Below are 12,648 nucleotides of genomic sequence, written 5' to 3' on the forward strand. Positions count from 1 at the left end.
CATGGGCAAGTATGAAGCGGCGTTTTCCCGCCTGGGCGAGGAAGCCTTGGCTAAGCTGGAAGGGCCGGGTGGCTTTCTGGCCGTCACCGAGGCCCACCTGGTCTTCGTGGACGACGCCGGGGTAAAGCGCCTGGAGCTTTCCAGGATCCGCCGGGTGGGCAAAGGAGAGGCCGGCACCCTTTTGGTGCAGGGGGAGGAGGATTCCCTGGTCCTCCCCCTGAAGGCCTTCCCCCTGGAGGAGCTCAAGGCCTTTCTGGAGGGGTTGAAACCCCACGTGGCCCGGGCCCGCAAGGCCACCTCGGCTCCCGCCCCCGGCCCCAAGGCTCCCCTGACCCAGGAAACCCCTCCCCCACCCCCTCCTCCCGAGCCCCCGAAGGCCCCGGTGTGGGAGGAGGAACCCCCTCCCAAACGGGACTCGGTGGAGCTGGCCCCGGAGCCGGAGTCCCCTCCCCCAGCCCCCACGCCCAAGGCCCAAGGAGGGAGAAACCCTTTGGCCCTTCCCTTAAAGGTCCTTTCCCTCCTCACCCTGGCCTACACCGTGGCCTTCGTGGCCCTGAATCCCGGGGTGGATCCTTGGGTCCTGGCCGGAGTTCTCCTAGGCGGGCTCGGTCTGGCCTTGACGGAGTGGTCCTCTTCTACCTCCTCGCGGTAGCCCTCCTGGGTCTTTCCAGCCTCTGGCCCAAGCTGGTCCCGAAACCCCAGCCGGTGCGGGTGGAAACCCTGGCGGAGGCCAGCTTTGAGCCCCCAGCCCCTGAGCCCATCAGCTTGAACCAAGCCAGCCTCGAGGAGCTCATGAGCCTCCCTGGGGTCGGCCCCGTGCTGGCCCAGAGGATCGTGGAGGGAAGACCCTACGCCCGGGTGGAGGACCTCCTGAGGGTCAAGGGCATCGGCCCCGCCACCCTGGAACGGCTCAGGCCCTATGTACGGCCCTAGGGCAGTCTTCCCCAAGCCTCTCCTCTCCACCTGGGGTCCAGGGGTGGGCTTGGGTCTAGGCGGGCTCCTGGGAGCCTGGGGGCTTTTCCATCCCTGGGCCCTTCTCCTGGCGCCCTTCCTCCTCCCCCTCCTCCGGCTTCCCCTCGCCCTTGGGCTCGTTTTTGTCCTCCTCCGGGGCCTCCTTTTCCCCGTACCGGAACCCCCTTACGGCACCCGTCTCGAGGGTGTCTTCACCCTCCACCAAGGCACCATCCTCTGGCAGGGGCACAGGCTTTGGGTGCAGCACTACCCGGGCCTGGAGGATGGCCGCTACCGGCTGCGGGGGTACCTGGCTCCACCCCAGGGCAAGCGCAACCCCGGGGGCTTTGACCAGCGCACCTGGCTCCTCTCCCGGGGGATAAGGGGGGTGTTTCACGTGGAACGGGCGGAACCCCTGGCCCCGCTTCCCGACCCCCGGGCTCCCTTCCGTTCCCGCCTGGCACATGGGCTCTCACCCCCTGCCCTCGAGGTCCTAGAGGGCTTGGTCCTGGGGGATAAAAGGGAGCTGGAGGACACCTATACCCAGTTCCAAAAGGCGGGGCTCGCCCATCTCCTGGCCCTCTCGGGCCTCCACGTGGGCTTTCTGGTGGCAAGCCTGGTTTTCCTTCTCACCCCTTTGGGCCGATGGCGCTACCTTCTGGCCCTCCTGGCCCTTCCCTTTTACCTCTGGCTGGCGGGGCCAAGCCCCTCCTTGGTGCGGGCCAACCTCATGGCCGGGTTATCCCTCCTGGGTCTCTTCCTCGGCCTTGGAGCCGCCGGGGTGCTCCAGGCCCTGGGCCTCGCCCTCTTTCTCCAGCTCCTGTGGTGGCCCGCAAGCCTGCTAAGCCTTTCCCTCCAGCTCTCCTACCTGGCGGTTGCGGGGATCGCCCTCCTCCTGCCCGCCCTCCCCCGACCCCAGGGAGCACGGGGGTACCTGGCCGGAGCCCTTCTCACCAGCCTGGCCGCCCAGGTCCCCCTGGTTCCCCTTCTCCTGGACCGCTTCGGCTTCCTACCCCTCCTCTCCCCCCTCAGCAACCTCCTGGCCCTGCCCCTGGCCTCCCTCCTGGTACCCCTGGGATTCCTCAAGCTCTTCCTTGGAGGTCTTCTGGCACCCCTTCTGGAGCCTTTGGCCCGGGCCCTCCTTCTCCTGGCCCAGGCCGCAAGCCACGGCCCAGCCCTAAGCTGGGGGGAAATTTCTCCTTTGGGGTTCGCCCTTTACTACCTTGGGCTTTTCCCCTTGGCCCTGGCCCTGCACCGGCTTCTCCCCTGGCGGAAAGCCCTCCTCCTCGCCAGCTTTCCCCTTCTAGCCAGCCTCCTTGCCGCCTGGCCCAAGCCCCTGGACCTCTTTGCCCTGGACGTGGGCCAGGGGGATGCCCTGCTGGCCCGGCTGGGTGGGGCCGAGGTGCTGGTGGACGGGGGCCGGCCCGAGCAGGGGGAGAAGGTTCTGCGGGCCCTAAGGGCCCTGGGGGTGGAGGCCCTCGAGGTCCTGGTGGCCACCCACCCCGACGCCGACCACCACGGGGGCCTCCTCAAGGTGGCCGAGGAGGTTCCCATCGGCCTGGCCCTCCTCTCCCCCGCCTTCCCAAAGAAGCACCCCCTGGTCCAGGCCCTGCAAAGCCGGAAGGTGCCCATCCTCTTCCCCGGAACCGGTACCCGCCTTCGCCTGGGCAAAGGGAGCCTCAAGATCCTCTGGCCTCCTGGCCCGCAAGCAGATGACAACGCAAGCGGTCTGGTCCTCCTCCTGGACTTCGCCGGACCCAAGGCCCTCCTCCTGGCGGACGTGCCCCGGGAAGTGGAAAGAAGGCTAAGCCCCCCGCAGGTGGCGGTGGTTAAGGTTAGCCACCACGGCTCCCGCACGGGCACAGACGTAGATCTCCTGGAGCGCATCCAGCCCCAGGTGGCCCTCATCGGCGCAGGCCGGAACCCTCACGGCCATCCCCACCCCGAGGTCCTAAAGCGCCTGGCCCAGCGCGGGATAGCGGTCTACCGCACCGACCAACACGGGGCGGTGCGGGTCCTCTTCGGCTACGCCTGGTAGCCCAGCCGCTCTAAAAGGGCCTCCAGCTCCTCCAGGGAACGGTAGTGGATGACCACCTTCCCCCTCCTTCCCCCCACCACCCTCACCGGCAGGCCTAGGTGCCGGGAAAGCTCCAGGGAAAGGGGGGAGGGTTCCTGGGCTTTGCGCTCCCGTTCCCGCATCAGGCGCTCCCGCAAGGCCTCGGCTTGGCGTACGGAAAGCCCCTTATCCAGGATCTCCCTCAGGCCCCATAGTCGGTCCTCAGGCTCCAGCATCAAAAGGGCTCGAGCATGGCCCGCGCTGATACGCCCCTCCTCCAGGGCCTGCAGCACCTCCTCAGGAAGCTGCAAAAGCCTCAGGGCGTTGGCCACCGTGGAACGGGCCTTACCCACCCGCTTGGCCACCTCCTCCTGGGTAAGGCCCAAACCTAGCAGGGCCTGGTAGCCCCGGGCCTCCTCCAGGGGGGTGAGGTCCTCCCGCTGGAGGTTCTCCACCAAAGCCAGCTCCAAGGCCTCCTGGTCCGTGAGGTCGCGGATGACCACGGGGACCTCGCCCAGGCCCGCCATCTCAGCGGCCCGGTAGCGCCTTTCCCCTGCCACCAGTTCGTAACCCTCGCCCTTAGGGCGCACCAAGAGGGGCTGGAGAAGACCCTTTTCCCGGATGGAAGCAGCTAGCTCCTCCAGTCCCTCCGGGGAGAACCGCCTTCTCGGCTGGTGGGGATTGGGCCGGATGGCGGAAAGGGGAAGCCGGACCACCCCTCCGCCGCCCTTGGGCAGGAGGGCCTCGAGGCCCCTCCCTAAGCCGCTAGCCTTCTTGGACACGGGCGATCACCTCCTCGGCCAGACGGCGGTAGGCGTGGGCCCCCGGCGAGGTGGGGGCATGCTGGGCGATGGTCCTGCCAAAACTCGGGGCCTCCGCCAGCCGCACGTTCCGGGGCACCACCGTCCAGAACATCTTCTCCCCGAAGTGGGCCCGAAGCTGGGCCTCCACCTGCTGGGACAAAAGGGTCCGGCCGTCGTACATGGTGATGAGGATGCCGAGAAGCCTAAGGCGCGGGTTCAGCCGGGTGCGCACCTCATCCAGGGTGGAGAGCAACCCTGCCACCCCCTCCAGGGCATAGTACTCCGCCTGCACCGGGACCACCACCCCGTGCGCCGCCGCCAGGGCGCTCAGGGTAAGGGAGGAGAGGCTAGGAGGCACGTCCAAGAGGGTGATATCGTATTCCTCGTCCCGCAAGGCCTCCCTTAGGGCCAGGGGTCGTTCCAGGAGCTCCACCGTGGCCCCCACCAGCTCCGGGGTAGAAGGCAACAAATAGAAACCGTCCACGGGTTGCACCAAGGCCTCCAGGGGCTCTCCCTGCAACACCTGGTACACCCCGTGCTCGGGCCGGAGCCCAAGGCCACTGGTGGCGTTCATCTGGGGGTCCAGGTCCACCAAGAGCACCCTCTTTCCCATGCGGGCCAGGTAGGCGGCCAGGTTGATGGCGGTGGTGGTCTTGCCCACCCCCCCCTTCTGGTTCACCAGGGCGATCCGCCGCAACACCTTGGACCCTAGCATAAAGGATTTTTCTCGGGCACCCCCGGTCGCCGGGGATACTTGGCCGGGGTAGAGGCCTCCTTGGGCACCACCACCAGGTTCCGTTCCTCCTGGGCTACGGGAAGAACCAAGGAGTGGACGGTAACCAAGCCACCTCCCAAGAGGGCTAGGGCCCTGGGCAAGGGGGTCACCTCCTCCGCCACCCTCGGCCCCTTCTGGGCCACCATATACCCCCCCAGGGCTACGAAGGGCAGGCCCAGCTCCACCAAGGCGCAAAGGGGAGCCACCGCCCGGGCCACCACCCGGTGGTAGGCCTCCCGGTGCTTGGGCATATGGGCCAGCTCCTCCGCCCGGCCCCAGAGGGGGTAGGCCCCCTTCAGCCCAAGGGTCTCCACCGCCTGGGCCACGAAGGCCACCTTCTTCTTGGTGGCGTCCAGGAGGGTGACCTCCAGCTCCGGGCGAACGATCTTCAGGGGAAGCCCGGGAAACCCCGCCCCCGTGCCCAGGTCCAGCACCCGCCATGGCCCCTGGAAGAGGGGCAAGGTGAGGAGGGTGAGGGAGTCCAGGAAATGCTTGACCACCACCTCCTCCTCCGTGCGTAAGGCGGTGAGGTTGGTGCGCCGGCTGGCCTCCATGAGGAGGTCGTAAAGGCGGGAAAAGGCGGCAAGGTGGGCCTCGAGGTCCAGCCCCAAGGCCTTTCCACCCTCCAGCAGAAGCTGAACGCCCTTTGGGCTTAGAGCCACCTCCACCCCCGATGTTTCACGGGAAACATCCCCCTCTTACCGGGAAAGCACCCTTAGATGCACCAACAGGGCCGTGAGATCCGAGTCCCGTATCCCGGGAACCCGGGCCGCCTCAGCCACGGTGCGCGGCCTCACCCGGGAAAGTTTTTCCACGGCCTCCCGGGAAAGGCCCGGGACCCGGGGAAACTCCAAACCCTCGGGTATGCGGAAGGCCTCCAGGTCCCTCAGCTTCTCCCGTAGCCGCTCCTGCCGTTCTATGTACCCCGCGTACTTGGCCCTCACCTCCACCTGGTAAGCCTCCTCAGGGCTCAAGGGGATCGGCGGGGGAAAGCGTTCCACCAAGGCCCCGTAGGTGTTCTCCGGGCGCCTCAGCCACACCAGGCCGCTCACCCCATCCAGGCGCAGGGCCTCGAGGCGCCTTAGCTCTGCCTCCACCCGGCGGTATTTTTCCCTCACCGCTTCCAGGTCCTCCCTGGGCCTAAGGCCCCACTCCACCGCCAGGGGCACCAGCCGCTCGTCCGCGTTGTCCGCCCGGCAGAGGAGGCGGAGCTCCACCCGCGAGGTCATCATGCGGTAGGGCTCGTCCGTGCCCCGGCCCACCAGGTCGTCCACCATCACCCCCATGTAGCCGCTCTCCCGGGGCAGGTGGACCTCAGGAAGACCCAGGGCAAACCGGGCAGCGTTTAGCCCTGCCAGCAGGCCCTGGGCCGCGGCCTCCTCGTACCCCGAGGTGCCGTTCACCTGCCCGGCAGCAAACAACCCAGGGAGGAAGCGGGACTGGAGCCCCCGGGTGAGCTCCGTGGGGTCCAGGCTGTCGTACTCCACCGCGTAAGCGTACCGCTGGATCACCGCCCGCCCAAACCCCGGCAGGCTCCTCACCATGGCCTCCTGGAGCTCAGGCGGCAGGCTAGAGGAAAACCCCTGCAGGTACACCTCGCTGGTGGCGAGCCCGTCGGGCTCCACGAAAAGCAAGTGGCTCTCCTTATCGGAAAAGCGCACCACCTTGTCCTCGATGGAGGGGCAGTAGCGGGGGCCGATGCCCACGATATCCCCCGCATAAAGGGGAGACAGGTGCAGGTTCTCCAGGATCAGCCGGTGGGTGCGGGATGTGGTCCGGGTCTGCCAGGTGGGAAGCTTGGCCGCATGGGGTCCCGGGTTTCCCGTGAAGCTTCCCGGGGGTACCTCCGGGGGCACCACCTCCAGCTCCGAAAAGTCCACGGAATCCGCCCGGATCCGGGGCGGGGTCCCCGTCTTGAATCGGCGCAGGGTGTGGCCAACGGCCTCGAGGCTCCGGGAAAGGAACCGGGCCGGCGGCTCACCCTGCCGTCCCGCTGGCCGGGAACGCCTTCCGTACCAGACCACCCCGCCCAGGAAGGTTCCCCCCGCCACCACCACCGCCCTGGCGGCAATCCCCCGGCCATCCACGGTGCGCACCCCAAGAAGCCTTCCCCCCTCTACAAAGAGGCTCGCCACCTCCCCCCGGATCACCTGGATGGGCCTTTCCGCCAGGATTTCCTGGGCCTTAAGGGCGTAAAGATCCCGGTCCACCTGGACCCTCAGGCTTTGCACCGCCGGTCCCTTGGAGCGGTTCAGCACCCGGGTGTGGATGGCGGTGGCGTCCGCCGCCCGGCCCATAAGCCCCCCCAGGGCGGTGAGCTCCGCCACCAACTGGCTTTTGCCGGGCCCGCCCACCGCCGGATTGCAGGGCATCATGCCTATCCGCTCGGGGTTGATGGTGACCAGGGCCACCCGCACCCCGAGGGTCGCGGCCGCCCAGGCCGCCTCCAGCCCCGCATGCCCACCTCCCACCACCACCACGTCGTACCGCATCCCACCCTCCACTTTACCCAAGGCCTTGGCGTAGAATGTTCCTCCGGAAACGCGGGGGGTAGCCTTGACCCACGAGGCCGTCTGGCAACACATCCTGGAGCACATCCGCCGCAACATCACCGAGGTGGAGTTCCACACCTGGTTTGAGCGCATCCGCCCCCTGGGCATCCAGGATGGGGTGCTCCAGCTGGCGGTGCCCACCTCCTTTGCCCTGGACTGGATCAAGCGCCACTACGCGGAACTGATCCAGGAGGCCCTGGGCCTCCTGGGGGCCCAGCCTCCCCGGTTTGAGCTCAAGGTGGTCCCCAGCTTACCAGTCCAAGAGGACATCTTCCACACCGCCCCCACCCCCGAAACCCCCAAACCCAATCTAAATCCCAAGTACACCTTCGAAAACTTTGTGGTGGGGCCCAACAACTCCATGGCCCATGCGGCGGCGGTGGCGGTGGCCGAGTCCCCGGGGCGGGCCTACAATCCCCTTTTCATCTATGGGGGCGTGGGCCTGGGCAAGACCCACCTCATGCACGCCGTGGGACACTCCGTGGCCAAGCGTTTTCCCCACCTTAAGATCGAGTACGTGTCCACGGAAACCTTCACCAACGAGCTCATCAACGCTATCCGCGAGGACCGCATGACGGAGTTCCGCGAACGGTACCGCTCCGTGGACCTTCTCTTGGTGGACGACATCCAGTTCATCGCCGGCAAGGAGCGCACCCAGGAGGAGTTTTTCCACACCTTCAACGCCCTCTACGAGGCCCACAAGCAGATCATCCTCTCCTCCGACCGGCCCCCCAAGGATATCCTGACCCTCGAGGCCCGCTTAAGAAGCCGGTTCGAATGGGGCCTCATCACCGACATCCAGCCCCCCGACCTGGAAACCCGCATCGCCATCCTCAAGATGAACGCCGAGCAACGGGGTATCAGGATCAGCGAGGAGGTGCTGGAGTACATAGCCCGGCAAGTGACCTCCAACATCCGCGAGCTGGAGGGTGCCCTGATGCGCACCATCGCCTACGCTTCCCTAAACGGGGTGGAACTCACCCGCGCCGTGGCCGCCAAGGCGCTTTCCGACATCTTCGCCTCCAAGGAAGTGGAGGTGGATCCCCACGAGATCGTGCGCAAGGTGGCGGAGTACTTTGCCCTGCGTCCGGAGGATCTGGTGGGGGGTGGCCGGCGCAAGGAGGTGGTTTTACCCCGCCAGATCGCTATGTTCCTAGTGCGGGAACTCACCCGCTCCTCCCTCCCAGAAATCGGCCAGCTCTTCGGGGGGCGGGACCACACCACCGTCCTCTATGCCATCCAAAAGGTTCAGGAGCTTTCAGAAAGCGACCGCGAGGTGCAGAAGTTACTCCGCAGCCTGAAAGAGGCCCTGACATGACCCCTGTGGATAACCTGTGGATAATCCTGTGGATAACCCCAGTTTTCCTGTGGATAACCTTGTGGACAAGCTGTGGAAAACCGACCTTCCTTCGGGGCCTGTGGATAACTGGCCAGTTATCCACAGCTTATCCACAACCTGAGGCCAGTTATCCACAAGGGTTTTCCACAGGCCCTTTCCGCTCCCACACGGCATTTTCTACCCCTTATCCACATATCCACAGCCCCTACTACTACGACTACTATTCTTTTAAGATCTTTAAGAAAACCATAGTAAGAGCAGTAGAAAGGAGGCAAACCCCGTGAAGGTGAAAGTTCCAAAAACCCTGCTGACCGAACACGTGGCCTTGCTGGAACGGGTCATTCCCACGCGAAGCTCCAATCCCCTTTTCACCTACTTAGGCTTAGCCCTTACGCCAGACGCCCTGGTGTTGTTCGGAACCAACGGCGAGGTGGACCTGGAAGTGCGCTTGGAACTTCCCACGGAGGGAGAAGGGCGTTTTTTGGTTCCCGCACAGCCTTTCTTCCAGCTGGTGCGCAGCCTTCCCGGGGATCAGGTGGAGCTGGAATTCGGTGCGGAGCTTTCCCTCTCCTCGGGTTCCTTCAACACCCGGCTGAGCCTTGCCCCCGACGAAGGCTACCCGGAGCTTTTCTTCCCCAGCCTGGAAGGCCCCGCGGAGCCCTATCCCCTCCAGACCCTTTTGCCGGTGGAGGAGCTTCTCAAGGCACTCTCCCACGTGCGCTATGCGGCCAGTAACGAGGAATACCGGGCGATTTTCCGGGGCGTCCAGCTGGAGTTTTCCGAGGGAGGGCTTCGCTCCGTGGCCTCCGATGGGTACCGGTTGGCCCTTTACAGGCTCGCCAAGCCCCAACCCTTTGCCAAGAAGGTGGTGGTGCCTGCCCGGAGTGTGGACGAGATGGTGAGGGTTCTGAAGGGCATGGGTGAGGGGGAGGTGGCCCTGGCCCTGGGCCCGGGGGTTCTGGGCCTCGCCACCAGCGGTTCGCAAGGCCCTGCCGCCACCGGCAAGGGACAGCTACGCATGGCTGTTCGGCTTATGGAGGGGGAGTTCCCGGATTATGAGCGGGTGATCCCCAAGGAGTTCCCCCTGAAGGCGGCCCTCGAGGTGGAGGCCTTCCGCGAGGCCCTCCGCCGGGTGAGCGTCCTTTCTGACCGGCAAAACCATCGGGTGGATCTTCTTTTTGAGGAGGGGCGGGTGTTGCTTTCTGCTGAGGGGGATTACGGCAAGGGGCAGGAGGAGGTTCCCGTGCACCTCGAGGGCATGCCCCTGGCGGTGGCCTACAACGCCCGCTATCTTTTGGAGGCTCTTTCCCCCCTTTTCGGCCTGGCGGTGTTGTTGCTTTCCGGGCCCACCAGTCCTAGCCTGGTGCGCCTAGGGGGGGCTTCCCCATCGGAGGCGGCGGAGGGGTACCAGGCGGTGGTGGTGCCCCTCCGGGTGTAAACTTGGCTCCGGGGGGCGGGAAGCGCTTCCAGAAACGCTTAGGGGAGGAGTCCATGACCACGATCGTGAACGTGAAAGCCAGGGAGGTTTTAGACTCTAGGGGCTTTCCCACGGTGGAGGCCGAGGTGGAGCTGGAAGGAGGTGCTAGGGGCAGGGCCATGGTGCCCTCCGGAGCCTCCACCGGCACCCATGAGGCCTTGGAGCTACGGGATGGGGGCAGGCGTTACCTGGGGAAGGGGGTGCGCCGGGCGGTGGAGGGCATCCAGGAACGCATCGCCCCCGAACTCATCGGCCGGGACGCCCTGGACCAGGAAGGGGTAGACCGGGCCATGCTGGAGCTGGACGGCACCCCCAACAAGTCCAACCTGGGGGCCAATGCTATCCTGGCGGTTTCCCTGGCCACGGCCCGGGCGGCGGCGGAGGCTTTGGGTCTTCCTTTATACCGCTATTTGGGGGGAGTTCAGGCGGTTACTTTGCCGGTTCCCCTTATGAACGTGATCAACGGGGGAAAGCACGCGGACAACCGGGTAGATTTCCAGGAGTTCATGCTGGTGCCCGCGGGGGTGGAAAGCTTTTCCGAGGCCCTAAGGGTGGGGGCTGAGGTCTTCCACACCCTGAAGGGGGTGCTAAAGGAGAAGGGATACAGCACCAACGTGGGGGATGAGGGGGGTTTTGCCCCGGATCTCAGGAGCAACGAGGAGGCCATAGAGCTCCTTCTTTTGGCCATCGAGCGGGCGGGATACACCCCGGGGCAGGAGGTTTCCCTGGCCTTGGATCCCGCGGCCAGCGAGCTTTACCGGGACGGCAGGTACCACCTGGAAGGGGAGGGACGGGTCCTTTCCTCGGAGGAGATGGTGGAGTTCTGGGCCAGATGGGTTGACAAATACCCCATCCGCTCCATTGAGGACGGCCTGGCGGAGGACGACTGGGAAGGCTGGCGCCTTCTCACCGAGCGCCTGGGTGGTAGGGTCCAGCTGGTGGGGGATGACCTTTTCGTAACCAACCCGGAGAGGCTTCGCCAAGGGATTGAGCTGGGTGTGGCCAACGCCATCCTGGTGAAAGTGAACCAGATCGGCACCCTTTCCGAGACCCTCGAGGCCATCCGCCTGGCCCAGCGTTCCGGCTACCGGGCGGTGATCAGCCACCGTTCCGGGGAAACCGAGGACAGCTTTATCGCCGACCTTGCGGTGGCGGTGAACGCCGGGCAGATCAAGACCGGTTCCCTCTCCCGTTCGGATCGCCTTTCCAAATACAACCAGCTCCTGCGCATTGAGGAGGAGCTGGGGCGTGCGGCGCGCTTTTTAGGGTATGAGGCCTTTTAAGCGCACCAAGATCGTGGCCACCTTGGGGCCCGCTTCGGACTCCAAGGAAGCCATCCGGGCCCTGGCGGAGGCGGGAGCGGACGTCTTTCGCCTGAACTTCAGCCACGGCACCCATGAGGAGCACCGCCGGCGGGCAGCCTGGGTGCGGGAGGTGGAGAAGGAGCTGGGCAAAACCCTGGCCATCCTCCAGGACCTCCAGGGCCCCAAGATCCGCATCGGCCGGTTCAAGGGGGGCCGGGTGGAGCTTAGGGTGGGCCAACCCTTCATCCTCACCCGGGCCCCGGTGGAGGGGGACGAGACCCGGGTTTCCCTCACCTACAAGGGGCTTCCCGAGGACGTGGCCCCCGGGCAGGTGCTCCTCTTGGACGACGGCCGCCTGCGCCTTCGGGTGGAGAAGGTCCAAGGGGACGAGATCCACACCGTGGTGGAGCTGGGGGGGGTGCTTTCCGACAGCAAGGGGATCAACGTCCCGGGCTCGGATCTTTCCATCCCTGCCCTTTCGGAAAAGGACATCCAGGACCTGGCCCTGGGGGCGGAGCTCGGGGTGGACTGGGTGGCGGTCTCCTTCGTGCGCACCCGGGATGACCTGCTCCTGGCCCGGCATTACCTGGCCCGGCATGGTTCCCGGGCCCGGCTCATGGCCAAGATCGAGAAGCCTTCCGCCGTCTACCGCTTTGAGGAGATCCTGGAAGAAGCCGACGGCATCATGGTGGCCCGGGGGGACCTGGGGGTGGAGATGCCTCTAGAGGAGGTGCCCATCGTGCAAAAGCGCCTCATCCTCAGGGCCATCGCCGCCGGCAAGCCGGTGATCACCGCCACCCAGATGCTGGAGTCTATGGTGCAGAACCCAAGCCCCACCCGGGCGGAGGCCTCGGATGTGGCCAACGCCATTTTTGACGGCACGGACGCGGTGATGCTCTCCGCGGAAACCGCCGCCGGAGCCTACCTGGTGGAGGCGGTGGCCACCATGGCCAGGATTGCCCGGGTGGTGGAGTCTTCCCCCGAGTTCTTGCAAAAGCTCAACGTCCTCCGCCCGGCTCCTACCCCCACCACCCAGGATGCCATCGCCCAGGCGGCGGACGACATCGTGGAAGCTGTGGAAGCCAAGGCCATCGTGGTCTTTACCGCCACGGGAAGCTCCGCTAGGCGCATCGCCCGCACCCGGCCCAGGGTGCCCATCCTGGCCCTCACCCCGAACCCCGAGGTGGAGCGGCAGCTGGCCTTGGTCTGGGGTGTTCTGCCCCATCTGGCCCCCGACCCCCAGGACACCGACGACATGGTGCGCATCGCCCTGGAGAAGGCCAAGGCCTGCGGGCTGGCCCAGGTGGGGGAGAGGGTGGTGATCGCCGCCGGGGTGCCCTTCGGGGTGCGGGGGACCACCAACCTCATCCGGGTGGAGCGGGTGAGCTAAC

General features: G+C 66.1%; 11 protein-coding genes. 7 read left to right on the top strand and 4 right to left on the bottom strand.

Annotated elements, in window-relative coordinates; genetic code table 11:
* Position 1: 1 nt before the first annotated feature.
* From C2847_RS01485 to C2847_RS01495, 3 genes are read left to right on the top strand one after another with little or no spacing between them, the layout of a single operon-like run.
* A complete protein-coding gene (locus tag C2847_RS01485) occupies positions 2-652 on the top strand; it encodes a hypothetical protein (RefSeq protein ID WP_105316717.1) in 651 nt (216 codons plus the stop codon).
* Positions 625-933 carry a ComEA family DNA-binding protein gene (locus C2847_RS01490; RefSeq protein ID WP_164835602.1) on the top strand — a complete coding sequence of 103 codons (309 nt, stop codon included), beginning with the start codon at positions 625-627 and terminating at the stop codon, positions 931-933. Before C2847_RS01485 ends, C2847_RS01490 begins: the two co-directional genes overlap by 28 nt.
* Positions 920-2,989 (top strand): DNA internalization-related competence protein ComEC/Rec2, encoded by a 2,070-nt coding sequence (locus C2847_RS01495; RefSeq protein ID WP_105316718.1) that lies wholly within the window; start codon positions 920-922, stop codon positions 2,987-2,989. The genes C2847_RS01490 and C2847_RS01495 overlap by 14 nt, the downstream gene beginning before the upstream one ends.
* Here C2847_RS01495 and C2847_RS01500 read toward each other — a convergent pair.
* Genes C2847_RS01500 through mnmG form a run of 4 tightly spaced genes read right to left on the bottom strand, consistent with a single transcriptional unit; the run spans position 2,977 to position 7,245 of the window.
* Positions 2,977-3,789 (bottom strand): ParB/RepB/Spo0J family partition protein, encoded by an 813-nt coding sequence (locus C2847_RS01500; protein ID WP_105316719.1) that lies wholly within the window; start codon positions 3,787-3,789, stop codon positions 2,977-2,979. The genes C2847_RS01495 and C2847_RS01500 overlap by 13 nt on opposite strands.
* A complete protein-coding gene (gene soj / locus C2847_RS01505; RefSeq protein ID WP_105316720.1) occupies positions 3,773-4,525 on the bottom strand; it encodes a chromosome-partitioning ATPase Soj in 753 nt (250 codons plus the stop codon). The genes C2847_RS01500 and soj overlap by 17 nt, the downstream gene beginning before the upstream one ends.
* A complete protein-coding gene (rsmG, locus tag C2847_RS01510; protein WP_105316757.1) occupies positions 4,519-5,247 on the bottom strand; it encodes a 16S rRNA (guanine(527)-N(7))-methyltransferase RsmG in 729 nt (242 codons plus the stop codon). Before rsmG ends, soj begins: the two co-directional genes overlap by 7 nt.
* A 36-nt stretch (positions 5,248-5,283) precedes the next feature.
* Positions 5,284-7,245 (bottom strand): tRNA uridine-5-carboxymethylaminomethyl(34) synthesis enzyme MnmG, encoded by a 1,962-nt coding sequence (mnmG, locus tag C2847_RS01515; RefSeq protein ID WP_341865786.1) that lies wholly within the window; start codon positions 7,243-7,245, stop codon positions 5,284-5,286.
* On the opposite strand from mnmG, the gene dnaA reads away from it, so the two are divergent.
* The 4 genes from dnaA to pyk all read left to right on the top strand — a co-directional run bounded on the left by dnaA (position 7,142) and on the right by pyk (position 12,647).
* Complete coding sequence (gene dnaA, locus C2847_RS01520) at positions 7,142-8,455, top strand: chromosomal replication initiator protein DnaA (protein WP_105316722.1); 1,314 nt, start codon at positions 7,142-7,144, stop codon at positions 8,453-8,455. The genes mnmG and dnaA overlap by 104 nt on opposite strands.
* Positions 8,456-8,756: 301 nt before the next feature.
* A complete protein-coding gene (gene dnaN, locus C2847_RS01525) occupies positions 8,757-9,914 on the top strand; it encodes a DNA polymerase III subunit beta (protein WP_105316723.1) in 1,158 nt (385 codons plus the stop codon).
* Between the two features lie 53 nt (positions 9,915-9,967).
* The gene (gene eno, locus C2847_RS01530) at positions 9,968-11,236 is read left to right on the top strand and encodes a phosphopyruvate hydratase (RefSeq protein ID WP_105316758.1); all 1,269 of its coding nucleotides are present in this window, start codon (positions 9,968-9,970) and stop codon (positions 11,234-11,236) included.
* Positions 11,223-12,647 (top strand): pyruvate kinase, encoded by a 1,425-nt coding sequence (pyk, locus tag C2847_RS01535; RefSeq protein WP_105316724.1) that lies wholly within the window; start codon positions 11,223-11,225, stop codon positions 12,645-12,647. Before eno ends, pyk begins: the two co-directional genes overlap by 14 nt.
* Position 12,648 lies beyond the last annotated feature (1 nt).

This window comes from Thermus tenuipuniceus, from assembly GCF_002964845.1.
In the GTDB taxonomy this organism is placed as follows: Bacteria; Deinococcota; Deinococci; order Deinococcales; family Thermaceae; genus Thermus; species Thermus tenuipuniceus.